The organism is Deinococcus arboris (genome assembly GCF_009755355.1).
GTDB lineage: Bacteria > Deinococcota > Deinococci > Deinococcales > Deinococcaceae > Deinococcus > Deinococcus betulae.
Map to the genome: position 1 here is coordinate 97,351 of NZ_WQLB01000009.1, position 21,353 is coordinate 118,703.

A 21,353-nucleotide genomic window follows, 5' to 3' on the forward strand; every position below is an offset into this window, starting at 1 on the left:
CTCCCCTCCGCCCTCTCACCCCCTAAGGAGTCCACCGTGTCCACGATCAAGCCCACCGGCAGCCACGCCGGCCCCAGCGCCCGTGACCTCACCAATTTCCAGTGGCGCGCCGCCAAGCTCGTCGGCAATGTCAGCAGCGGCGACAGCTCGAAAGTCGAGAAGGAACAGACCATTGACGTGGCGGGTGCTGGCGACCACGTCGCAGGCATCATCTTCTACCCCGGCGACAAGGCCGGTGTCCGCACCACCATCCACACGGGCGGCCGCCTGAAGGTCAAGCTCGGCTTTGCCGGGAAAGCCGGCGACCGCATCAAGTCGGGTGCGGACGGCGTGGCGCTGTTGGCCGCCGCTGGTCAGGCCTACTTCGGCACCCTGGTTGAAGGCGGGCCCAGCGGCGCCATTGCCCCCTTCGAGTTTGACCACGGCACCGTGCCTGCTTAATCTGCCGCGCCCTTTCCCCTGCCCGCTTGAGCCCTGTGCTTCAGCGGGCTTCGCCTTTCCCGTCCCAGGAGGACACTCATGCTGAAAGTTGGACTTGCGATGCTGATGGGCCCGCTGATGGCCGCTTACGACACCACCACCGGCCCCCTGCCCCCCACCAGTGAGGGCTTCCAGGCCGACCAGTACCTCACCGATATGGCGATTGATGACACCGCCAACGACCAGGAGTTTCTGACCCCCCAGGTGTTCCCCCGCCTGGACGTCAACCGGCCCAGCGGCGAGTTCGACATGTGGGACCGGGGCAGCATGCTGCGCCCAGAGTTCCGCGAACACGCCTACGGGGACCGCCCCAACATTGCCCACGTCAAGAAGGGCAAGGGCACCTTCCGCGTGGAGCACCGCAGCCTGGAGCGTGTCGTGGAGCCCGAGGACATGGCCAGCACCCGCAATCCGCTGCAGCCGGAAGAAGACGCCGCGCTGTACCTGGCTGGGCAGATGCGCCTGGACGTGGACCTGCGGTTTGTGTCGCACGCCATGTCCGCTGATGCGGGCTGGGCGTTCCGTTACCAGGGCGTGGCCAGCAACCCGAACCACGCCGATGACACCCCCGAGTTCCTCCAGTTCGACCAGCCGGGCGTGAACGTCGCGGAATTCATTCGCGCCCGTGCCCGCCGCATGAAGCGCCTGACGGGCCGCAAGCCCAACGTGCTGCTGCTGGGCAGCGACGTGGCGGCCGCCCTGGCCTTTAACGAGGACATTGTGGACCGCGTGAAGTACGTGATGAAGGGCGTGGCCGACCTGGACCTGCTGTCCGGCTTCTTTGACGTGCCGAAGGTGCTGGACGCTTCGGGGGTCTTCAATAAGGCGCTGGAAGGCAAAGAAGACGACTTCCAGTACATCGTGAGCCCCAAGAGCATGCTGCTGACCTACGCAGCCGAGCGTCCCAGCCGCCTGAACCCGAGCGGCGGGTACACCTTCGTCTGGAACAACCTGTACACCAAGTTTGACGGCGAGCAGGAGCAGGTCGAGGGTGGCCTGGGCTTGATGCGCCGGGGCCGCGACAGCCGCAGCGGCGTGAAGTGGGTGCAGTGCCACCACGCGGTGGATACGCAGGTCGTGGCGCCAGACCTGGGCATGTTCTTTGAAGACGTGGTGGCCGCCGCCGCGTACGACTGGTAAGCCCCAGGAGGGCCCCTGTGACCCAAGACAAAAGTTATGTCGCGCTGAAGCCCCTGCGCTTCGGAGACCAGGCCCTGTTGCCTGGTGACCCCGTACCAGTGGAGCCGGGGCGCGACTACGGCCTGATGGTGCGCCTCAAGCAAATCGCTGAGGTGCCCGCCGGGGCGGCGGCCGTTCCGCAGCAGACCACTCCGCCTGCCGCGCCCTTCCCCGAGGGCGCGCGGCTCGTCTTCGTGGCCGAGGACGGCGCGCACAGCCTCGCCACGTTTCTCGGGGTGCTCAGGGCGCAGGCCCATGCCGCCGAGGCCTTGGACGTTGAGGAGGGCGCGCTCATCGCCTCCGTTACGTTCGAGGATGACCCAGTGCCGGTGGTCGTGCGCCTGGACAGCCTGCTGCCCGAGCAGCCCACCGCGCGACTGGTGGCAGGCCTGCTGACGGTCGCGGCCCAGCACAATGCCACTCAGGTGCAGCTCTCCGCCCAGCTCCAGGGCCAGGTGGATTTCTTGGAGCTGCTCATCCAGGCGATTCGCGCACCGGGCGACCCGCTGCCCGCCGACTTCCCAGCTGCTGAGTTCCTGGCCGAGAACGGCGTAACCACCCTGCCCGGTCTCCAGCTGCTGGCCCAGGGCGAGGAGGGCAGCGCCAACCTCCAGCGGCTGAATGGCATCGGCAAGGGCCGGGCGCGGGACATTCTGGCCGCGCTCACCCCGCCCGCACCGGATACCCCCGCCCCGCCGGAGGCCTGACGTGACGGGCTCGTCTGACCCGCCCGCCCTGACCACCCAGCAGCTGGCGGCCGTGCGCACTTACGCCACGGCGGCCGCGCTGAACTACCACAACGCCACGGTGCCGGTAGACGATCAGGTGGACCTCCCGGCCAGCTTTGAGCTGCACGGGAGCCTGAAGCTGGTGGCGGCCGACGTGCTGGAGGCTGCCTGCCTGCAAGCCTCCAAGGCGGCTACGGGCAGCAGCGGCGGCGTGAAACGGGTCAAGGTTGAAGGCGAAGTGGAGATCGAGCGCTTCGCTGCGACGCCTGTGGACAGCGTGACCGCCCAGACGTGGTGTGACCGAGCGGCGCGGCTGCGCAAAGAGGTCAGCGCGGCCAGCGGCGGCGGCATCAGGGTCATCCCCTCGCCGGTGGCGGGGATGCGGGTGGGCGGCAACCCTGAGCCCGTGTTCCGGGTCACGCGGCCCTGCCGCGAGGACAGCCCGTGAGTCTGCTGGATGAGATTCGCGGCGCAGTGGCCTCGGCCAACACCCCGGAGATGCTGGCGGTGCGCTTCCGGCACGAGGGCATCTTCACCAAAACCCAGAACGGCCGCGAGCGCGAGTATCCCTGCCGCTTCAGTGTGCGTGACCCGGTCAAGGGCAGCCGCGACCAGATTGCCGCCGCTGAAGCGTTTGCCACCTCGCAGAGCGTGGCTTTCCGCGACGTGCGCGAGCTGCGCGTGCACCCTGACCACACACGCCCACCAGAGGGCGCCGTCCTGACCACACCCTGGGACGGCGGCCGCCTGGAAGTGCGCAGCTGGAGTCAGCCCAGCGACTTCACCGGCCAGGCCCTCGCGCTGTGTGTGCTCCGGAGGTGAGCCGTGCCCGCCATCCCGCAACACATCGCGCAGCTGCTGACGGCCGCCGTCCCAGCAGGGACGCCGATTCTTCAGCCTGACCAACAACGCATCCCTGCTGAGTGGGAGGAGGAAGATGGGCACGGCGAAATCGTGGAGGGTGGGCGCCGTGGCCTGGCTGTGTACATCGAGCAGCGCGCGCCCCAGGGCTATGTGCAGGTCGAGGAGCCCACGGCCGTCCTCAGTGCGGGTGTCCAGGACGTGTACTGGACGGCTGTAGCTGCCGTGGCGCCCAGCCACGAGGCCGCGCGCACCCTGACCGACCTCATCCGCCCGGCCCTCATCGGGGTCCCCGGCGCCGACCCCGGCTTTTACCGTCCCCAATCCCCGCCCTCGCTGCTGCCGCTGGGCAGTGGCGTGGTCATGCTCCGCGCCGTGTACGCCCGCACCCTTCTCGCCTGACCTTGGAGGTCCCCTATGCCCCTTGTCGTTTCCAACGCTGCCACCGCCCGCCTGAGCGGGAACATGGTCCCCGAAGGCCGCATCATCTATTTCGACCCCGTGGAGGGCTTCACAGGCGTGACGTTTGCCGACCTGGGCCTGTTCCCCGAGGATGCCACCATCTTCCCGAACGCGGAAATCACCCGCGAGGCCATCCGGGCACTGAACCCGGAGGGCGGCCCCAGCATCGTGGTGGATGAGCGGATTACCGAAACCGACATCACCTACGAAGTGCCGGTTCTGACCCCCGACGATACGGTGCGCTCGCTGCACAACGGCGCCCCCGCCGTGGCCCTGGCCGATACGGACATGGCCGGCATCAAGGTCAGCCCGTTCAGTCCCGGGGCCAGCATCCTGGGGCGGCTGATTGTGGTGGCCAAACGGCCCGGCACTGACCCCGCCCGGCTGTTCCGTGTGTTCTGGCACCCACGCGCCGCTCTTCAGAGCAACGGGACCGGCGACAGCCAGGGTGAGGAGACGCTGCTGTTCAACATCTCGGTGCGCGCCCACACCTATGAGCCTGGCGCCGACTTTACGGACGTGGCCTCGCAAATCACGCCCTACGGCGCCATCTTCACCGTGCCTGCCAACAAACTCCAGACGCTGCTGGACAAGCTGGCCGACGAAGCCGCTTAAATCCGGCATGACACAGCGGCCTGCCCTGCACCTTTTTCCGGCAGGCCGCTGCCTTCACAACAGGAGAATCTATGTTTGACACGGAACTGGCCGAGCAACTGGCCCGGCACGGCGACCAGGCGCAGGCCTGCCGCGTGACCCGCGAGGCGTTTGAAGGCATGTGCGCCGCGCTGGGCGTGCCCCCAGCGGAAGTGCAGACCGAGGTGCAGGCCCAGTTAACGCCCAAGGCTCGGGCCTGATGCTGCCAGTGCGCCGGGTGGTGCCGCTTACCGGTGGCATGGTCACGCTTCATGCCTGGCCCGCCACAGTTGCCGAGGGCCACCTGCACGACCTGCTGGCGTTTACCCAGACCCTCGGGGCGCTGCGCGAGGATTGGCAGGAGCTGGCCTACGACGACGTGGAGCCCGCTGTCTGGGGCATGTTCTGGCGCCTGGTGCAGGCCAGTCTGCGCGGTCAGGCCCTGCCCCGTCCCGTCAGCTGGGCCGACCGCGTGGAATTGGTGGGCGCCATGTGGGAACTCAATGACCTGGAGGCCGCCGAGGGAAAACTGACGGCCCTGCTCCAGCGGGCCGAACAGCGGCGCCTGAGGGTGACGGCGCAGCTGCTGCAGCTGCTGGAACAGGGCCAGAAGACGACACCCTAGACGAGTTCGTGGTGCGCGTGTTCGGCGCCAAGGCCTACGACACCGTGATGGCCATGCCGCTGGCCCTCATCGCCCGCGCCGCTGGCATTCAGGGCGAGCGGGACGCCGAGGCGCGCCTGCTGGTGCTCCAGGACATCAGCCTCGCCACTGGCCTAAAGCTCGGGCAGAGCTATGTGGACCCCAAGAACCCAGGAGGCAGGCCGAAGCGCGGCGAGGCGTTTTACAGCCTGGAAAAATTTAACGACCACGTGGAGCACGTCGAAAAACTGGCGCGCCCCTGGCTCCACACACCGGCCGCACGGAAAGCCCGCCGCGAGGCGGAGGAGGAACGGCGCATGGACGCCTTCGAGCGCGCCCTGAGGGCCAAATGAAACTGGACAGTCAAAAACTGGAGCGGCAGCTGCTGGGCCTGATTGCCGCCGCCGAGGCCATGCCGGCAGCCGCGCCACAGGTGGCGGCCGAGACGCGCGGGCACCTGATTGTCGGCGCGCAGGCCAACATCTACAACACCGCGAGCGGCGCCTACGAGCGCACCCAGGACTATCTCCGGAGCCTGGACGCCAGGGCGCGCACCTCAAAGTACAAAGTGACCGTGACAGTCAGCAGCACCGCCGACTACGCCCTGGTTATCGAGACCGGGCGTGAGGGCAACCTGGTGCAGTTACAGGCCGAGGCTCTGAAGCGCCCGAACGCGGCCCCCGCCTACACCGAGGGCCGCAGCGGGGTGGAGTGGTGGCTGCCGGGGCCGGTCCTGACCGGCAGTCAAGTGTTTGCTTTACGCCGTCTAGAAGCCTTGTTTCTTAAGAAGGTACGGGCGGCGCTGCGCTAGTTCAGCTACTTCACGAAATCCCAGCTGTGCCACACGACGCCGTTGACATATGCGTTCACACAGCGGTACTCGTCCCGAATTAAGGCGCCGTAGCTGTTCTGAGCATCCACAAGGCCAACTGTCACCCAATAATTGTTGGGGTAGGCATAAACGCGAACGGCCCCAAAGTTAGCCGTGGCAGGGGATTTCAGTCGAGCGAAGACGAGATTTGCACAGTGGGCAGCAAAATCTTCTGGCTTGAGAGTCAGAGGTAAAGACGTTTTTGATCCATACGTGAAGTCATAACCGGGGAAAGGCTTCTTTTCATAGACCACCTCAATTGGTTTTGTCGCACCGATCTTGGTCCGCAACTCGGCATTGAGGGCAATCGTTGGGGTGGTTGGCGGAGGCGCCGAGGTCGTTGGGGCAGGCTTCGGCGCGGGCATCAACACCAGTGGTGTTGAAGGTTTGGTCGCCCCTGACGCAACTGGCACAGGCGCTTTACTGAGTGACGCAGTCACTTTCAAGCCGAAGGCTCTTTGCACATCCATCAAGGGCACGACGATGGCCCCTCCGATGTTTGTGACCCGCGCAGACAGTGGCGCGGGTTGCCCATTACGCGTTGCAGCTTCCGGCATCCCGACAGGCAGGAAAAGCGTGATATTGCCCTTCGTCAGTGTTAGATCGCCTCCCTGGTTACGGGAAGTGATGCCGTTCTCCTGCGCAAATTCCTGCAAGTTGACGTACTCCACACCGTTCTGTGTGTAAGTGGTTGCCGCCGCCGCCGCCGAACAGAGGGTAGCCACCAACAGTGCTCCAAGAGATCGCATAGCCCCACCGTACCCGCCCGCTCTTTCAGGAGACTCACAACATGACGCAACCCGGCCTGGCCCCCCTGAACGGGACGGCTGATCTCGATACCACCCGGTTTGTCCGGGGCGCCCGCGACGCCCTCAAAGCGGTGCGCGAAGTTGCTGACTACGTCAAGCGCAACGGCACCCTCACGCTGACGGCCAAGCTCGCCGGCGCCACCCCGGCGGCCATCCGCGCTGCGATTGCGGCCGCCGCTGGCACGTCCCCCCTGAGCGTCAAGCTGACCTTCGACCAGGCCAGCATCAGCACGGCGCTGGCCGCCCTGCGCACCCAGCTCAATGCCGTGGCGGGCCTGAACGTCAGCACCCTGACCGCCGCCCAGGCGCAGACCAACACCCTTATCGCGCAACTAACGGCCTTGATAGCTCAGCTGCGCGCTCTGGGCGGCGGTGCGGGCGGCGCCGGGGGGGCAGGCGCGGGTGGCCGCAGTGGGTTCAGTGTCAATACCCAGACCCTGCTCAGCGACCTGGAGAAGCTCAACAACGAGTACAAGCGCGGCGACATCAACGTCAACGCCTACGCCCTGCGCCTGACGGCCCTGCAAACCTCGCTGCGCGTAGCCGCCGCCGGTGCCACAGCGGGCAGCGCCGAATTCAAGGCCCTCGACCAAGCACTGACCCGCACCACCCAAGGCCTGCGCAACGTCAACTCGGCGGGTATTACCCAGCTGCGCACCGAACTCTCCGGAGCCCGTGCCGCTTTCGACGCCGCCGCTGCGGCTGCGACCAACCTGGCCCAGCGCCGCGCGGCTGTCGCCGCCTACGAGACCGAGATCAACCGCATTCGGGTGGCCCTCCAGGGCATGGCCAGCAGTGGCCAGCTCACGGCCGCACAGCTGGGCCAGGTGAACCGCGCCCTGGCCCAGACCACCCGCGAGGCCAACACCATCCGGGGAGGGGTGAACATCGCAGGGCTGTCCGGCAACATCGGGAACGCCCTTCAGCAGCTGACCAGTTTCCTGCCAGGCGTGGGACAGCTGACCAGCATGTTCGGCGCCCTGCCCGGCCCGATTCTGGCCACCGCCGCCGCCGTAGGTGTGTTCGTCGCCGCGATGGGCGCTTCGTTCCGCACAGCCGCTCAATTCCAGCAGGGCATGGCGGACATCAAGGCGCTGACTCAGCCGACCGCCGAGGGCCTGCAAGACCTGAAAGACGCCGCCCTGACGCTGGGCACGGACCTGGGAGTAGGGCCGCGCGCCGCCGCCGCCGGCATCCTGGAACTCAACCGCGCGGGTCTCTCGGCTAAGGACGTGATTGGGGGCGGCCTGACCGGCGCCCTGAATCTCGCGGGTGCTGCGGGCATTCAGGTCGCGGAGGCGGCCAAACTCAGCGCGGCCGCCATGACGGCCTTCAAGCTGTCCTCGCAGGATTTACCGCGCGTGGCCGACAATTTTGCCAACTTTTCGAACTCGACTTTTCTGGGGGCCGAGGACTTGGCGCAGGCTATAGCCGCCGTGGGGCCGGTGGCTGTCAACGCCGGCCTGAACATCGAGCAGTTCGGCGGCATCATGGCGACGGCCGCTCAGGGCGGCTTTAAGGCCATGTCCGACGCCGGCACCAGCGTCAAGACCATGCTGCTGAGCCTGCAAAGTCCCAGCGAGGTGGGAGCCAAGGCCCTGGCCAAAATCGGCGTGAACGCCTACGACGCTGAAGGGAACTTCCGGCCCTTCCTCGACACGGTGGACGACCTGCGCGTGGCCCTGGCCGGCATGAGCGAGCAGGGCCGCAACCGCATCCTGAAAGATGTGTTCGGCTCGGACGCTATCCGCGTGGCGACCATCCTGCTGAACAGCAACAGCGAGGCCATTGACAAGAACATCGCCACCCAGGGTAAACAGGGCGAGGCCGCGCGCATCGCGGCCGAGCGCCTGGAAACCTATCAGGGTGAGGTAGGGCGCCTCCAGACCAAATTGGAGCAGCTGCGCATCGTGGTGGGCGACAAGCTGCTGCCTGTGGCCACTGCTGTCATCAAGGCGTTTAGCAGCGGTGTGGACAACCTCATTGGATTTGCGAACGGGACCGAAAATCTGATGGGCTACGTGCTGCCGCTCGTAGGCGCATTCGTGGCTTTCAAAGGCGCGGTTATTGCTGCCGCTGCGCCCGCGCTGTGGGCGACTCTCATGGCGGCGGTAACAACCTTCTTCGGGACTGTCACCACCTTTGCCACAGCTAATCCTTTCGGCCTCATCGCCACCGCCGTCGCCGCCCTGGCCGTCACCGTCAATAAATTGATGTCGGACACGGCAAGAATCTACGATGAGATCGACCAGCAGCAGCAGGAAAGCTTTGACAACACCATGAAACGGGTGCAGGCCCTGACCGCTGAGGGCACCGAACTGAGCCGCACCCAGGCCAAGCTCCTCCTGGCGATGGACACCCTCCAGAGCGCCGAAACGGGGCGCGTTACGGGGGTCAACATCTGGGGGGAGCGCACCTACGAGGTGGACCCGAAAGAGGTCGAAGTCGCCCGCGCCCGCGTACAGGAGCTGCGAACCGAACTGACGGCCCTGCGCACGGAGAACCAGCGCCGGAGCATCACGACCGAACAGGCCACCGGCGTAGACCCCGAGCGCGTGAAGCAGCAGTCGGCCGCCGTCGAAGACCTGCGCAAAACCCTCAGTGAGCGCAGCTTCCAACTCAAAATCGGTGGCCTGGAAGGCATTGAGAAAGAGGTCGCCCAGGTCGAGAAAACCTTTGACGACCTGCGGAAAAAGCTCAAGGAAAGCTTCGGCGGCAACCTGAACAGCAACGAGCTGAAGGGCGCACTCGCGGAACTGGCCGCCACCCAGGAAAAGGAGGTCAGTGCCGTTCGTGCCCGCTACGCCGCCGAGCGAGCTGCCGAACGCCAGAAGGAATACCAGCAGGCCGCTGCCAGTGCCCGCCAGGCCGCGTTCGGCGTGCAGCGTGCCGAACTGGACGCCATGCGCGAGGGACAGGCCAAACGCCAGGCGGAACGCGACCTCGACCTGGCCGAACTCCAAGACGAGATCGCCCGCCAGGTGGCGGAATATGCCAAGTACCCGGACCTGAAAGCCCAGGTGGAAAGCGACGGCCGCCGCCAGGTGGTTGCCCTGCGCCGCCGCTGGCAGGAAGAGGACCGCGTGCAGGCCGAGGAAAATGCCAAGGCGATTGCCGAGGCGGAAGGCGAGGCCCGCGCGGCCGTCATCGCGGCCATGCCGGAAGGGGCGGCCCGCCTGGCTGCCGAGCGCGCCGAGGAACTCGCCTCGGTGCAGCAGAGCATCCGCGACCGCCTGACTGCCCTGGCCGGCTACCCCGCCGAGCAGGCCCGCATCGAAGGCCTGGGCCAGCAGCGCATCGCCGCGCTGCGCCAGGGCTGGGCGCGCGACGACGAAAAGGACGCCCAGGAACGGGCCGGCCGCATCGTCAAAGCCTTTGAAGCCGCCCAGAACGCGCAGTTTGCGGCCCAGCAGGCCGGGCGCGACCGCCAGCAGGCTCAGGCCGACCTGGACACCGCCCGCCGCGTGGCCCAGGCGGGCCGCGACGCCCTGAAGGTGGCCGAGATTGAGGGGCAAGCCGCCGGCGAACGGGCCGACGCCGTGCAGGAAACAGCCCGCCTGGCCTACCGCCAGGAACGGAAACTGCTGGAGCGCGCCGCCAACGAGAAACTGCGCACCGAGGGCCTCACCGCCAGAGAGGTCGCGGACATCCGGCGCCAGTTTTACAGCGACGTGGACGCCCTGGACGCCAAATTCAGTTCGGATAGCCTCAAACGCCTACAGGAGCGCGAACAGGAGGAGCGCGACACCGCAGAAAAAATCCGTCAGGCGCGCGTGGCCGCTGCCTTTCGGCCCAGTGAGGATGCCAGCCGCCTGGTGCAGGACGTGGAGCGCGAGGGTCGTCTGGCCCAGACCACGGCCGACCGCCTGGTGGCGCAGCAGGGGTTGACCGCCGCGCAGCTCGCCTATGCCGGCAGCCTGGCCCTGGCTCTGGACAGCGGAGAGGCTCTGCTGCTGACCGACGAGGAGCGGCGCCAAAAGGCCGACAGCCTGAAAGACGCCCAGCTCAGCGTGGTCGAAAGCCAGCGCCAGGAAGTGGAATTGGCCCGGCAGCTCGTAGAGGAGGCGCGGGGAGTAGAGACCGCCTACGCCCGCGTGGCCCGGCTGCTGGCCACCCCCGGCGCCGGCGACGCCCAGCGCGACCTGGCCGAGGCCACGGGCGACGTGGCGGACGCCTACAGCCGGGCGCTGCCCTACCTCCAGCAGTTCCGCAGCGGCAGCCTGAAGCCGGGCGATTTCACGCCAGCCAAAGACGCGCTCGAAGACCTGGTGTCCGCGCTCGAAGCGCAGCGCCAGAAACTGGAGGCGCTGCGGGGCGAATACGACCGCCAGCGCACCGCGCTCCAGAGCGTGCAGGACGTGCTGCGCGGCTTCGGTCAGGAGTTCGGGGACGCCGGGCTGCTGGACAACGCCGTCCAGTTCAATCAGGGGACCTACAACGCGGCCAAGCAGGCCCTGGACGGCCTGCTGAAAGGGGGCCAGTACGACGCCGCGCAACTGGCTGAGGCCACCCAGAAGCTGCAAAGCACCTATGGCGGCCTGAAAGACAGTGTGGAAGCCGTGGGCGAGGCGCAGGCGCGCGTGCACGAGAAGGAAGTGCGGCGCATCCAGACCGAATCCGAGGCCCGGACCAAGGCCCTCGACCGCCAAATCAAGGCGGCACAGGCGGCGGGCAACGATGCCGAGGTGAAAAATCTGGAGGCCCAGCGCGACCGCATCGTGCTGGAAACCGAGGGCAAGGTCTCGGTGCTGGAGGCCCAAGCAGAGGCCGCCCGGAAACAGGCGGCGGCCGCGCTGACCGAGCGCACCCAGGGGCTGCAACAGGTGCTCCAGGGCGTGGCCCAGGGGGCACAGAAGGCCCAGGCCGGCGTGCAGCAACTGGGCAGCGACGTCCAGAAAGCCGAGGCCGACATGAAAGCCAGCGCGTCACGCATGAAAGACGCGCTGGGCGGCGTCTTTTCCCAGATGCCCGGCCTGGCGGCGGCGGCGGGACGGGACGCCGGCAGGGCCTTCGTGCAGCAACTTCAGGCCCAGCTTTCAGGCGTGCGTCTGCCCGCCGTCGCGGCGCCGCGCGCCGTGGCCGTCCCAGGCGGCGGCAGCGGCACAGGAGGCACCACCGTGTTTAACCTCTACTACAACGGGCAGCGGCAGCCAACCTCCCAGGACCTGCAGCAGCTGGCCCGCGACCTGACCCCCCTCATCCGCGCCGAGGCGCAGCGCCGCAGCCCGGCGGGGCCGTGCCGGACATGAGCGGCCCCATCCTGCCGCCCCCCACGCTCTCCATTGGGGGCGTGGGCATTCCCACCGGGCACTTGCCCCCAATGGGCAGCGTCACCGCCGACTGGGAGGCCCAGGCCGGCGAAGACCCGCTGCTGTCCGGGCTGTTTGCGGGGCAGGTCAGCCAGGCCGGCGCCACCGCCGCCACCCTGAACATCACCAGCCCAGAGGGCTTTTGGGTGCCTCACCCCATTGGCACCGCGCTGGAGGCCATCCGGCCCGGCCAGCTGCTGACCCTCACTGAGACCTACACCCGTCCCGACACCGCCAGGACCTGGACCAACTGCGAGGTGCTCACGGCCGCTGTGCGGCCGGTGGGCCTCCTGCCAGGGCGTGTCGGGGCCTGGTACAGCTACGCCTTCACCCTGCGCTGGCGCAAAGCGAATTAGGAGCCCTATGGAATACCGCATTGCAGGCCTGGCCGGCGCCCGCGCCGACTTCGGCAAGGTGGGCGCCGGCCAGACGGGCACCACCATCAACGCCACGCTGGTCAACACTGACAGCGTGGCCCGCACCATCAAGCTGCGCGTCAGGCAACTCAACGACGACGCGGGCACCGGCGCGGCCAGCGTCACCCTGAACGGGGTGGCGGTGCCCCTCACCACCGCCTGGCTGCCCTGCGGCGTGCTGGAGCCCGGCGAGAGCCTCGCCCTGACCACCAGCTGGTACACGGCGGCCGGGCAACCGGCCGACAAGTATTTGGCCGAAGACCTCGCGTTTGTCGAAGCCGACATCATCTAAGGGGGACTGAATGCCGCTTCCGACCCTGACCCGGCGCAGTGGCCGGCGGCTGGTCCTGACGCTCAGCGCGCAGACCCGCAGCACTGAGCGCCTGGTGCTGACCCTGCGCGCCCAGACCGTGCCGGTGGGCTACCGCCTGACCCTCGCCCTGCGGGCCCAGACCCAGCCCGACCCCAGCCGTACCCTGACCCTGGTGCTGCACGCCCAGACCAACCGGGTGGCCAGTGGGGGCACGGGCGCCCCTGTGCAGGAACCGCGCGAGGGCCTCGTGGAAATCCTGCTGGGCGCCGCACCCTTCCGCAGTCGCACGCGGCTGCTGCTGGACGGCGAGCCGCTCGACGGCCTCTCCTGGCAGCACACCCGGCAGGCCGCGTATGCGGAAGCGGAGTTCACGGTGCGGGGCGTCGTCCGGCCCGCCATAGACGCCGTGATGCGTGTTGAGGTCACGCAACTGCTGCCGACCGGGCAACTTGTGGTGACGCAATACGAGCCGGTGCCGGCCAGCGGCGACTACACCGTGACCACCAGCCCGGACGGCGGACACGCCACTGTATTTCGCGGCCGCAGCCGCCAGGACGAACAGCTACAGAACACCCAGCTGGACGAACTCATTCCCTGGGTCAAGAACCCTAGTCGGCAGATCGAATCGCCGGGCTACCGCAGCGTGACTCGGCAAATCATGGCGGTGGACGCCGTGGCCCTGGCGGCCTTCGGTGACGCCGGGCAGAACCTCAGCGGCACCGAGATGCTCCAGGGCGAATACTGGGAGGAAACGCGGCGCGAGTACAGCACCGAAGGCCGCTCGCCCCTTGACGTGTTCGGAGACACCTACGGGCGCCTGAACGCCCTGCTGGTGCTGGAGAACACTGAGCAGCCCAACTGGGTGGTGGTGCCCGCTGGCCTGTACGAGGGGGTGCGCCAGCTGGACCCGACCCTGCTGACCGGCCTCTCCGAGCAGGCCGAGGTCACGGGCCAGCCCAGCCGCCTCACGCTCCAGGTGGGGGACCTGTTTACGCGCGTTGAGGACTACCTGGAGGAGGTGGTCGAGAGCGGCACCCTGCCGGACGTGATGGGCGAGGACGGCGAGCCGGTGCAGCTGGAGATTGCGGACCCGGAGGCCGCGCTGTTCGAGGTCAAACGCGACGCGGTGCTGACCGGCTACGCCGACCGCGACGGCCGCCGCACCGCGCACCTGACCCGTAAGATCGGCGGGCGGGTGGTGCAGACCCTGGAAGTGACAGTCGGCGCGCTGGAAGTCACCGAACAAGTGGTGGCTGACAGTGAGGAAACGCAGCGCCGAATCCGTGAGGCACGCCTGAGACACCCCTATTTCACGGGAATGGTCGTGCATGCACGGCAGCGGCGTCTGGAGAACGTCGTGCTGTCCGTAATAGAGACGTGGTACGCCTACCTTCCTGGCAGCACCGACAGCCAGGCGCTGGCCGAAACCGTGACCACCCAGACGGCTTATACCTGCACCTACACCACCATCACGGCCCCAGCCACCCTGCCTGCAGAACTCGCTGCCCTGCTGCCTGGGGCCGTGATGGGCGACCTGCTGGGCCAGGAAAGCACGCGCATCCGCAACGTCTGGAGCCCGCAGGGCGGGTGGCTGCGCGAACGCTTGACGGTGGAGTCCAGGGTAGGAGAACTGGGGCAGTCGGGCCTGGGGGACCCTGACGAACCGCCGCCGCCGCCGAAGGCGATGACGGTCGAGGAATACAGCACGGCCGAGACCTACGCCCCGAGCGGGGACGGGTACTGGCTCTACACCCGCACCCGCACCGGGCCGCAGAAACTGCCGGTACGCGACCTCGACACCGATGAATTCGTGAAAACGGAGCGCCGCGTCGGCGTCCTGGAACACAACAGCGAAATCACCGAAAACGCGCCCCCTACGCTGCGTGAGGAGGTGCCGCCCGTTGCGGCTCAGGCAGGAGGCACGCCGGAGGGCGAGACCGACCCCGAGAGCTACAGCGGCCTGCCCTGGCCACGCATCACCTACCTGCGCGACCCGCAGGAGGTGAGCCTGCCGCTGGGCGGCCCCGCGCCGGCCCAGACGGCGCAGCTGGAGGTGGTGCAGGAACTGGACCGGGCCTCGTCACTGGCGGCGGTCCTGGCCCGTTCGCTGCGGCCGCGCGTGACCCGCCGCGTCAGTACACCGGAGGCCCAGGCGCTGCGCCCGGCCCTGCTGCTGCCTGGCCTCGGCATCGTCACGCTAGTCACGGCCAGAGGGCAGGGGCAGAGCCACACGCTGGAGGTGGAGACGGTGACCTATGACGACTGAGCAGCGCGGCGTGGTGGTGCTGCGCGTGGCCGGCGGCCTGATCGTGCGTGTGAGTGGCCCGGCCGGAAAGGTGACGGCGGTGCGGGTGGAATATCCGGCCCCAACGACCGTGGCGCCGGGCGATCAGGTGACGCTTGACGGTGTGGGCGGCCAGCGGCGAGTGACGGCGGTGCGCCGTGGCTGAGTGGTCCTGGCATGAGTTTTTAGAGTGGCTGGATGGTTGCTGCTGCCGGGGGGAGCTGCCGGCGGGCAGCTGTGTCTGGGGCGTGGTGGTGGCGGCCTTTCCGGGCGCTGTCACCGTGCGCCTGGACACGGGGCAAGCCGTGCGGGCCAGCCTGGCGCCGGGAGCCTTTCCCCGGCCAGGCCAGCGCATGCAGGTCTGCCGCGACGGGGCGCACCACACCGACCGGCGCACGATGCACCAGCCGCGTCGCCCCACGCACACTGAGGACGACGCAGGGGTGTTCCCGCAGACCGCCAGTTATGACAGCCCGCAGCGCCTCGCCCTGGACCACGTCCCAACCGTCGCCCCAGACGGCACCTTTCTGGGTGGTGGGTCTGTCCCGAGTCTGCCGGTCATGACCCTGGATGACGGCCAGCTGCACCCCCTGGGCGCCAACGCCGTGAACCACCTGGAGCGCTGGGTCGAGTGGCTCGAACAGGTCAGTTCCACGTCCACGCCCCCCGACCTGACCGGCCTGGGTATCCGCAGCCAGCGCGCCTGGACGGTGGTAACTGACCCCGCCGTCGCTATCCACGAGCAGCTGCTGCTGAGTGGCGGCAGCGATGTCGTGCAGTACGCCCTCAAGCGGCAGAACTTCGACGGCTCGGAGAGCAGCACCCCTCTGACGGTCTCGGCCCCGTGGCGCATCTACAAAACGCGCCTCATGACCCAAGGGGATATCGTGACCGACTACCGGCTGCGCGAGAAATGGGAGCGGTTGGGGCCCACCATGAACGACCCAGACGGCCCAAACGCCCTCTGGCGCCGGGAGCGCGCCATCCTGATGATGCACCCGCACGGCTGGGAGGTGATTGACGAGGCGCCGTACAATTTCACGCGCCTCAGCATCTCGGGTGTAGACAAAACCCGCGCCCAGTGGGAGGCGGATGGGACGCCCCCGAATCCGACAGACCCCGCCCTGGGCCTGCCCTTTTTCCGCACTATTCAGCAGGCCAGTTGGCTGGTGGACGCGCCCTTGCCACCGCAGACCCCAGTGCCGAGCCGGGAAGGTCCCAGGTTCCGCGCACCGGGGGTCACGATTTTCCCGCCGCCCGGCAACACGGCGGCCTACACCACTGACCATGCGCGCCTAGAGGAAGGCGCGCGTTTGCTTGCAGGCGGCCAGGAACTGACTGGTGGCAGCTGGGCGGCGCTCTGTGGCCCGGTGAATGCCCAGGGCGTACCTGAAGTGTGGGTGCTGCACACCGCCGACGACACCGACGCGCCGATTACGTTGGTGCGGCCGGGCGGCGGCGGCAGTCTGCCCCGTGACCGCTTTGAGCGCGAGATTCTGCGCGTTCAGGTGGGGACTTTCCGCCGCTTCCACCCGAGCGGCACACTGACGCACAGCTGGCCGCCGCACTGGGCGCTGTGCGAGTGCGGGGCGGGCGTCATCACGTTCAGTTTCAACCCCTTCGACCCGCCCACCTTGCGTGCGGTGGGCTTATATGACCCCTGGCGGGACAGCCGGGGCGGCCTGCCCCCCGAGGGCAGCACCGACCCCGCCTGGTGGTGGTGGGAGAAACGGCCCAAACAGCGCCCGAAGGTCCTGCCCCCGGACGCCCCCGTGGCGCCGCTGAGGCTGGCGCTGATGGACGTGTTCCTGGGCGCCGGCCCGACCAACCCAGGGGGCAGCTCGTGAGCCCGCTCATGAACGAAGCACTGCGCCGGGGCCAGGCGCCGATGATTCGCCCCAGCAAGGTCGAGGTCTTCCGCGAGGGGGTCTTTCTCGTCAGCGCACCGGCCCTGAAGGCGCTGGACAAGCGGGTGCTCTACCCGCCTGCCAGCTGGCCCGAGGAACTGGACGACCGCACGAAGGTAACCGGCCGCCTGCGTCTGACGTTCGCAGACACCTTCCCAGGTGGCGGTTTCGGTGTGCTGGAGTTACGCGTCCTCGTGAAAAAGGCCATTCCGGTCTGCGCCCTTCACGGCCCCGTGTTCCTGCTCGGCCACCACGCGACCGACCCGCCGCAGCCCGGCTGGCACCCCGCGCTCTTACCGCTGGGGCCGCTCCCCACCACGCCCCTGATCACCCAGATTCACCTCGACACCGCCGTCAGCCGCGCCCTGATCAGCAGAAACAGCGGTGTGCCCGGCACTTCTCCAGGAGGCATTTGAATGACCCTGCCCACCGACCCCCCACCCATTGCGGCGCAGTGGACCTTTTACGACACCTTCGAGCGGCCGGTGCCCGGCCCCGATTACACCGGCGGGTACTTCGACGGCGGCGAGCTGGTGCTCGGCCCGATGCTGTTTCACAACGGCCAGACGGGCATTAACGCTGACCAGGCCAATTCCATCCTCACCAGCGAGCTGGCTCAGAGCCGCTGGGACGGCGGCGGCATTCAGCTCCAGTACGACCTGACCGTGGTGCTGACCCCCGTGATCGACGTGGTCAACGCCCCCGCCTGCGGGTTCATTTTGCAGGGTGATGGGGCCATGTTGTCCTGGGACGGGCGCCGGCTGCGGTGCTCTGGGGACGGCTGGGAAGCGACGGCCAGCCTGCCGCCTATCGCGGACAACATCGTGCAGCGGGTGCGGCTGACGGTGGACCCGGTGGCGAACCAGTTGCAGCTCACCCGCAACCAAATGGGACTGAGTCGGCCCTTGCCGGCACAGTATCTGGCAGGCATGACGAACGCGACCCTAGTGCTGTTCATCAGCAACCAGCCGGGCAATATTGACACCCAGCAAATCAGCGCGCGGTTCAAGTACCTGGCGCTGCGCAACGGCGACGGCACCGCCGACCTGAGCAGCGGCATCTCTGGCGGTGGCCTCTGGCTGGGCGGGAAATCGTGGATGGCACCGGGCACCCCAGACAACGGGGTGGGCAGTGACGGGGACCTTTGGTTTGACACCTCTGGCACGGGTGACATCTATCAGAAGGAGGCGGGCACCTATGTCGTGAGGACACAGCTGCTCGGCGCCCCTGGCGCACAGGGCGTCGCGGGGGCCACCGGCGCCACAGGGCCCGCAGGACCCACGGGACCGGCTGGGGCCGATGGCCAGGACGGCGCGGATGGAGTGGACGGGCAGGACGGCGTGCTGGTGGGGACTCTCCCCACGAGCTTCCTGCTGGGCGATGCCACGGCAGAGGAAGGCGAGATCTACACAGTGACCGACCTGCCGGGCGGCCTGGCGGGCATTCAGCTGCGCGGGCTGGACGGCGTAGAGGCCGAGGTGGCGGTGTTTCCGACCGGTGACGAGGACTGGAGAGTGCTCACGCCGACCGACTACCCGCACGAGCTGAAGCCGGGCTACCTGCGCCTGAAGCGCACCGACGACAGCGGCGGCGTGACCATCCTGCGCGCCCTCGTCGGTGCGGGCAGTGACGGTCCTGTTGGCGGCGGCGGGGGGAACCCTGGCGGCGGCTTCAGCCCGTTCACTATCACGACCGACGCGCGCGGCTTCCAGACCATCGTGGAAGGCACCGTCACCACCGATGCCCGAGGGTTTCAGACCGTCACCAACGGCACCGCGACCACCGACAGTCGCGGCTTTCAGACGGTCACCAGGAGTAGCCCATGAGCGCAGGACCTTTCCCCTCCGATGCGATGTTTCTCCAACTCGAAGCCGAGGCCCACAACGTGGTGCTGGACCCTGGCGAGGGCATCACTTTCAACGTCCGCACGAACTACCCGAAGGAGAACCGAACCTTTCAGTTCGTGGACTTGACCACCAGCAAAGAGGACGTGGGGATGGGCGAGCTGAACATCAGCCTGAACCTGTCCCAGGCGAACTTTGCGGGGATTGAGGTGTTTGACCCGCAGGGCCAGTCGGCCGGCGCCATCTATGAGGCGCCGGTTGGGGAGCCGCCGCTGTTCGGGTACAGCCACCCCACCGGCACGTCGTTCGAGGCGTACACCACGGTGAAGCTGCCCGCGCATCTGGCGGTGCCGGGGCGCCACCGGGTCCGCGCCGTGCTGCGTGTGGAGAGTACGATTCTGACGTACACCACGGCCTATTCGCTGTACACGACACCGGGCGCGAGCCTGGTGCTGCGCGACGCGGGGGGAAACGAGTTGACCCAGGCCGGGTTCCATTACATGAACCTGGGGCCGGTCGTGCGGACCTCGGCGGGGCAGTTGCACTTGCACGGGATGCGGCGGCGGGGCGAGCCGACCACGAACGGGTTCTGGACGCCGGGGGCGTTTGAGATTGTGGACGACACAGACCCGGACAGCCCGAGCAGCAGTGTGGTGCCGCTGCTGCGGTACTGCGGCCGCGACGGGCAGGACTACGAGCTGCCGTTCACGCTGGCCGGTGGCGGCGGCCTGCCTGGTGGAGGTGGCGGCGGCAGCAGCTGACCGCACCGCGTACAACCGCTGCCCATCACCCCCTTTTCCCGCTCCAGCACCGGCAGGCTGGAGCGGGCTTCGTGTGCCGTTAAGGAGGCCCATGCACCGCTTTCTGTTGTCCCTGATGCTTCTCTCGGGCGTGGCCCTGGCCCTGCTGGTCGTGCCCCCTGGCCCCCCCATCTGCCGCCTGCAGGTGGTCCCCGACTACACCCTGGGCGTGACCTCACGCGCGGCGCTGCGCCTCTCGCCCGGCTGCGCCTTCGGGACCATCCTGCGCGTGCGCAAGTCCAGTACCACCAGCACCCGAAGGAACGGCGCCCCCTATCAGCCCATCAAGCCCGAGCAGGGCGCATGGGAAGTCGGCGCCACTGGGCAGCCGCTGAAGTCCCCCGTGCCCAAAAGCGAGCTGTGGACGCTCTACAGCTGGCGCTGGGAGTACAACGCGGCCAAGCCCGGCCAGCCCGAGCGCTGGCGGCCTGGGGAGGTGCTCCGTGCAGCGCCGTGAGTCCCGGTTCCGCGACCCGGTCTTCTGGGCTGGGGCGGCGTGGGCGCTGCGGATGTTTCTGGTGGCCGCCCACGTCCTGTTCGGGGTCATCGCCATCGTGCGCCCGAATCTGCCGCTGCTGTTCCAGGGCTACAGCGCCTTCGACGATAGTTTCGGATTCAATCTCTGGGGCCTCTGGCATTTCGCCGCCGCCGCCCTGCTGTGGCAAGTGCCGACCCGTGTGCCCTTCGGGCTCATCAGCACAGTGTTCAGCGCCTTCTGGATGCTGTTCACCGGCGCAATGTTCTGGCTGGGCGCTGAGCTGGTGTTCGGCAGCGCCATTTTCTACGTGTTCGGCATCGGCAGCCTGGTCCTGTTCGGCCGGGCGCTGTGGCTGTATCTGGTGCGGGTGACGTGGTTCCAGCAGCGGATCCTGCGGTGGCCGGATGCCCGCTGATGAAGCCACCAAAGACGCGGCCACCACGGCGGTGACGTTACTCGGCGGCGGCGGCTTGGCCGTCACCCTGGGTGTGTTTCTGCGCGGCTTTTTTTCGGGTGCTCCAGCCCAGGAGAAAGACACGCGCGACGGGCTGGCACAGCGGAACAAGACCTTGGAAGACCAGCAGGACCGCAACGAAACGCGAATGGCCAAGCAAGCCGAGCTGATTGACGGCTGGCGCTACCGCGCGCTTCAGGCTCGCCTGGAGGCGGAAAAGCTGGGCTATGACCGCACGCTCTGGCCACCTGACCCCACGGAGGGACCATGACCGACTTTAACGAGGCATTCCGCATCATCATCGGACACGAGGGTGGCTACACAGCGGACCCGCACGACCGGGGCAACTGGACCAGCGGTGTGATTGGTCAGGGCCAGCTGCGCGGCACGAAGTGGGGCATCGCGGCCCACGCCAACCCGACACTGGACATCAAGAACCTCACGCTGGACGACGCCCGGCGCATTTATCAGACCCGGTACTGGTCTGCCATCGGGGCTGAGCAGCTACCGCCGCCGCTGGCCCTCGTGGCGTTCGACACCGCCGTGAACAGTGGCGTGGGGCGTGCCCGCGAGTTCCTGGCCCGCACACGGGACTGGCGCCAGTTTCTGAACCTGCGCCTGGCGTTCCTGCGCAGTCTCAGCACCTACGCCCGCTATGGGCGCGGCTGGGAGAACCGGGTGGCTACGCTGACCCGGCAGGCGGCCGCGTGGGAAGCGCGGGCCACCCCCGTCCCGCCCAAGGCCGCGCCGCAAGAGAACATCGTGCCGCTGCTGCTCCCGGACGGCACACCACTGCCGGGGTACGGGCGGGCGCGCGTCATGGTCCGCACGAGCGGGGACGGCCTGAAGATCATCGCCATTCCCGACGATAAGGAGGTCTGA

25 protein-coding genes are annotated in these 21,353 nt (G+C 68.0%); 24 read left to right on the plus strand and 1 reads right to left on the minus strand.

From position 1 onward, the window contains the following. The first annotated feature begins 36 nt into the window (after window positions 1-36). The 11 genes from GO986_RS08995 to GO986_RS09045 all read left to right on the plus strand — a co-directional run bounded on the left by GO986_RS08995 (window position 37) and on the right by GO986_RS09045 (window position 5,797). The gene (locus GO986_RS08995; RefSeq protein WP_157458951.1) at window positions 37-441 is read left to right on the plus strand and encodes a hypothetical protein; all 405 of its coding nucleotides are present in this window, start codon (window positions 37-39) and stop codon (window positions 439-441) included. Between the two features lie 78 nt (window positions 442-519). Beyond that, complete coding sequence (locus GO986_RS09000; RefSeq protein ID WP_157458952.1) at window positions 520-1,620, plus strand: hypothetical protein; 1,101 nt, start codon at window positions 520-522, stop codon at window positions 1,618-1,620. A gap of 17 nt (window positions 1,621-1,637) precedes the next feature. Next, a complete protein-coding gene (locus tag GO986_RS09005; protein WP_157458953.1) occupies window positions 1,638-2,366 on the plus strand; it encodes a hypothetical protein in 729 nt (242 codons plus the stop codon). Between the two features lies 1 nt (window position 2,367). After that, window positions 2,368-2,835 (plus strand): hypothetical protein, encoded by a 468-nt coding sequence (locus GO986_RS09010; protein WP_157458954.1) that lies wholly within the window; start codon window positions 2,368-2,370, stop codon window positions 2,833-2,835. After that, on the plus strand, window positions 2,832-3,209 hold the full coding sequence (locus tag GO986_RS09015; protein ID WP_157458955.1) for a hypothetical protein: 378 nt from the start codon (window positions 2,832-2,834) through the stop codon (window positions 3,207-3,209). The genes GO986_RS09010 and GO986_RS09015 overlap by 4 nt, the downstream gene beginning before the upstream one ends. 3 nt (window positions 3,210-3,212) lie before the next feature. Then, window positions 3,213-3,650 (plus strand): hypothetical protein, encoded by a 438-nt coding sequence (locus tag GO986_RS09020; RefSeq protein WP_157458956.1) that lies wholly within the window; start codon window positions 3,213-3,215, stop codon window positions 3,648-3,650. A gap of 15 nt (window positions 3,651-3,665) precedes the next feature. Beyond that, entirely contained in the window at window positions 3,666-4,325 is a 660-nt protein-coding gene (locus tag GO986_RS09025; RefSeq protein WP_157458957.1) for a hypothetical protein, read from the plus strand. 71 nt (window positions 4,326-4,396) lie between these two features. After that, complete coding sequence (locus GO986_RS09030; RefSeq protein ID WP_157458958.1) at window positions 4,397-4,564, plus strand: hypothetical protein; 168 nt, start codon at window positions 4,397-4,399, stop codon at window positions 4,562-4,564. Continuing rightward, window positions 4,564-4,968 (plus strand): hypothetical protein, encoded by a 405-nt coding sequence (locus GO986_RS09035; RefSeq protein WP_157458959.1) that lies wholly within the window; start codon window positions 4,564-4,566, stop codon window positions 4,966-4,968. Before GO986_RS09030 ends, GO986_RS09035 begins: the two co-directional genes overlap by 1 nt. Before the next feature lie 8 nt (window positions 4,969-4,976). Then, window positions 4,977-5,339 (plus strand): hypothetical protein, encoded by a 363-nt coding sequence (locus tag GO986_RS09040; protein ID WP_369409260.1) that lies wholly within the window; start codon window positions 4,977-4,979, stop codon window positions 5,337-5,339. Further along, a complete protein-coding gene (locus tag GO986_RS09045) occupies window positions 5,336-5,797 on the plus strand; it encodes a hypothetical protein (RefSeq protein ID WP_157458960.1) in 462 nt (153 codons plus the stop codon). Before GO986_RS09040 ends, GO986_RS09045 begins: the two co-directional genes overlap by 4 nt. Before the next feature lie 5 nt (window positions 5,798-5,802). Here GO986_RS09045 and GO986_RS09050 read toward each other — a convergent pair whose 3' ends face one another. Then, window positions 5,803-6,606 (minus strand): stalk domain-containing protein, encoded by an 804-nt coding sequence (locus GO986_RS09050; RefSeq protein WP_157458961.1) that lies wholly within the window; start codon window positions 6,604-6,606, stop codon window positions 5,803-5,805. A 41-nt stretch (window positions 6,607-6,647) separates the two neighbouring features. Here GO986_RS09050 and GO986_RS09055 point away from each other — a divergent pair, with 41 nt between their 5' ends. The 13 genes from GO986_RS09055 to GO986_RS09115 all read left to right on the plus strand — a co-directional run bounded on the left by GO986_RS09055 (window position 6,648) and on the right by GO986_RS09115 (window position 21,353). Beyond that, on the plus strand, window positions 6,648-11,915 hold the full coding sequence (locus tag GO986_RS09055; protein WP_157458962.1) for a phage tail tape measure protein: 5,268 nt from the start codon (window positions 6,648-6,650) through the stop codon (window positions 11,913-11,915). Further along, window positions 11,912-12,331, plus strand: a complete 420-nt coding sequence (locus tag GO986_RS09060) for a hypothetical protein (protein ID WP_157458963.1) — start codon at window positions 11,912-11,914, stop codon at window positions 12,329-12,331. Before GO986_RS09055 ends, GO986_RS09060 begins: the two co-directional genes overlap by 4 nt. A 7-nt stretch (window positions 12,332-12,338) precedes the next feature. Continuing rightward, a complete protein-coding gene (locus GO986_RS09065; protein WP_157458964.1) occupies window positions 12,339-12,683 on the plus strand; it encodes a hypothetical protein in 345 nt (114 codons plus the stop codon). 10 nt (window positions 12,684-12,693) lie between these two features. Continuing rightward, on the plus strand, window positions 12,694-14,970 hold the full coding sequence (locus tag GO986_RS09070; protein WP_157458965.1) for a hypothetical protein: 2,277 nt from the start codon (window positions 12,694-12,696) through the stop codon (window positions 14,968-14,970). Next, on the plus strand, window positions 14,960-15,154 hold the full coding sequence (locus tag GO986_RS09075) for a hypothetical protein (protein WP_157458966.1): 195 nt from the start codon (window positions 14,960-14,962) through the stop codon (window positions 15,152-15,154). Before GO986_RS09070 ends, GO986_RS09075 begins: the two co-directional genes overlap by 11 nt. Continuing rightward, complete coding sequence (locus tag GO986_RS09080) at window positions 15,147-16,835, plus strand: hypothetical protein (RefSeq protein WP_157458967.1); 1,689 nt, start codon at window positions 15,147-15,149, stop codon at window positions 16,833-16,835. Before GO986_RS09075 ends, GO986_RS09080 begins: the two co-directional genes overlap by 8 nt. Before the next feature lie 8 nt (window positions 16,836-16,843). Further along, entirely contained in the window at window positions 16,844-17,311 is a 468-nt protein-coding gene (locus GO986_RS09085) for a hypothetical protein (protein ID WP_157458968.1), read from the plus strand. Next, on the plus strand, window positions 17,312-18,721 hold the full coding sequence (locus GO986_RS09090) for a collagen-like triple helix repeat-containing protein (RefSeq protein ID WP_157458969.1): 1,410 nt from the start codon (window positions 17,312-17,314) through the stop codon (window positions 18,719-18,721). Continuing rightward, window positions 18,718-19,500 carry a hypothetical protein gene (locus GO986_RS09095; protein ID WP_157458970.1) on the plus strand — a complete coding sequence of 261 codons (783 nt, stop codon included), beginning with the start codon at window positions 18,718-18,720 and terminating at the stop codon, window positions 19,498-19,500. The genes GO986_RS09090 and GO986_RS09095 overlap by 4 nt, the downstream gene beginning before the upstream one ends. 91 nt (window positions 19,501-19,591) lie before the next feature. Beyond that, the gene (locus tag GO986_RS09100) at window positions 19,592-19,996 is read left to right on the plus strand and encodes a hypothetical protein (protein ID WP_157458971.1); all 405 of its coding nucleotides are present in this window, start codon (window positions 19,592-19,594) and stop codon (window positions 19,994-19,996) included. After that, window positions 19,983-20,432, plus strand: coding sequence for a hypothetical protein (locus GO986_RS09105; protein ID WP_157458972.1), 450 nt, complete (start codon window positions 19,983-19,985; stop codon window positions 20,430-20,432). The genes GO986_RS09100 and GO986_RS09105 overlap by 14 nt, the downstream gene beginning before the upstream one ends. After that, on the plus strand, window positions 20,422-20,742 hold the full coding sequence (locus GO986_RS09110) for a hypothetical protein (protein ID WP_157458973.1): 321 nt from the start codon (window positions 20,422-20,424) through the stop codon (window positions 20,740-20,742). Before GO986_RS09105 ends, GO986_RS09110 begins: the two co-directional genes overlap by 11 nt. Continuing rightward, window positions 20,739-21,353 (plus strand): glycosyl hydrolase 108 family protein, encoded by a 615-nt coding sequence (locus GO986_RS09115; RefSeq protein WP_157458974.1) that lies wholly within the window; start codon window positions 20,739-20,741, stop codon window positions 21,351-21,353. Before GO986_RS09110 ends, GO986_RS09115 begins: the two co-directional genes overlap by 4 nt.

What these genes read in the sequence shown, in the direction of transcription:
- GO986_RS09000 (WP_157458952.1), top strand. Translation starts at nt 520, where the DNA reads ATGCTGAAAGTTGGACTTGCGATGCTGATGGGCCCGCTGATGGCCGCT.
- GO986_RS09025 (WP_157458957.1), top strand. Translation starts at nt 3,666, where the DNA reads ATGCCCCTTGTCGTTTCCAACGCTGCCACCGCCCGCCTGAGCGGGAAC.
- GO986_RS09030 (WP_157458958.1), top strand. Translation starts at nt 4,397, where the DNA reads ATGTTTGACACGGAACTGGCCGAGCAACTGGCCCGGCACGGCGACCAG.
- GO986_RS09035 (WP_157458959.1), top strand. Translation starts at nt 4,564, where the DNA reads ATGCTGCCAGTGCGCCGGGTGGTGCCGCTTACCGGTGGCATGGTCACG.
- GO986_RS09045 (WP_157458960.1), top strand. Translation starts at nt 5,336, where the DNA reads ATGAAACTGGACAGTCAAAAACTGGAGCGGCAGCTGCTGGGCCTGATT.
- GO986_RS09050 (WP_157458961.1), bottom strand. Translation starts at nt 6,606, where the DNA reads ATGCGATCTCTTGGAGCACTGTTGGTGGCTACCCTCTGTTCGGCGGCG.
- GO986_RS09055 (WP_157458962.1), top strand. Translation starts at nt 6,648, where the DNA reads ATGACGCAACCCGGCCTGGCCCCCCTGAACGGGACGGCTGATCTCGAT.
- GO986_RS09060 (WP_157458963.1), top strand. Translation starts at nt 11,912, where the DNA reads ATGAGCGGCCCCATCCTGCCGCCCCCCACGCTCTCCATTGGGGGCGTG.
- GO986_RS09065 (WP_157458964.1), top strand. Translation starts at nt 12,339, where the DNA reads ATGGAATACCGCATTGCAGGCCTGGCCGGCGCCCGCGCCGACTTCGGC.
- GO986_RS09070 (WP_157458965.1), top strand. Translation starts at nt 12,694, where the DNA reads ATGCCGCTTCCGACCCTGACCCGGCGCAGTGGCCGGCGGCTGGTCCTG.
- GO986_RS09075 (WP_157458966.1), top strand. Translation starts at nt 14,960, where the DNA reads ATGACGACTGAGCAGCGCGGCGTGGTGGTGCTGCGCGTGGCCGGCGGC.
- GO986_RS09085 (WP_157458968.1), top strand. Translation starts at nt 16,844, where the DNA reads ATGAACGAAGCACTGCGCCGGGGCCAGGCGCCGATGATTCGCCCCAGC.
- GO986_RS09090 (WP_157458969.1), top strand. Translation starts at nt 17,312, where the DNA reads ATGACCCTGCCCACCGACCCCCCACCCATTGCGGCGCAGTGGACCTTT.
- GO986_RS09095 (WP_157458970.1), top strand. Translation starts at nt 18,718, where the DNA reads ATGAGCGCAGGACCTTTCCCCTCCGATGCGATGTTTCTCCAACTCGAA.
- GO986_RS09100 (WP_157458971.1), top strand. Translation starts at nt 19,592, where the DNA reads ATGCACCGCTTTCTGTTGTCCCTGATGCTTCTCTCGGGCGTGGCCCTG.
- GO986_RS09110 (WP_157458973.1), top strand. Translation starts at nt 20,422, where the DNA reads ATGCCCGCTGATGAAGCCACCAAAGACGCGGCCACCACGGCGGTGACG.
- GO986_RS09115 (WP_157458974.1), top strand. Translation starts at nt 20,739, where the DNA reads ATGACCGACTTTAACGAGGCATTCCGCATCATCATCGGACACGAGGGT.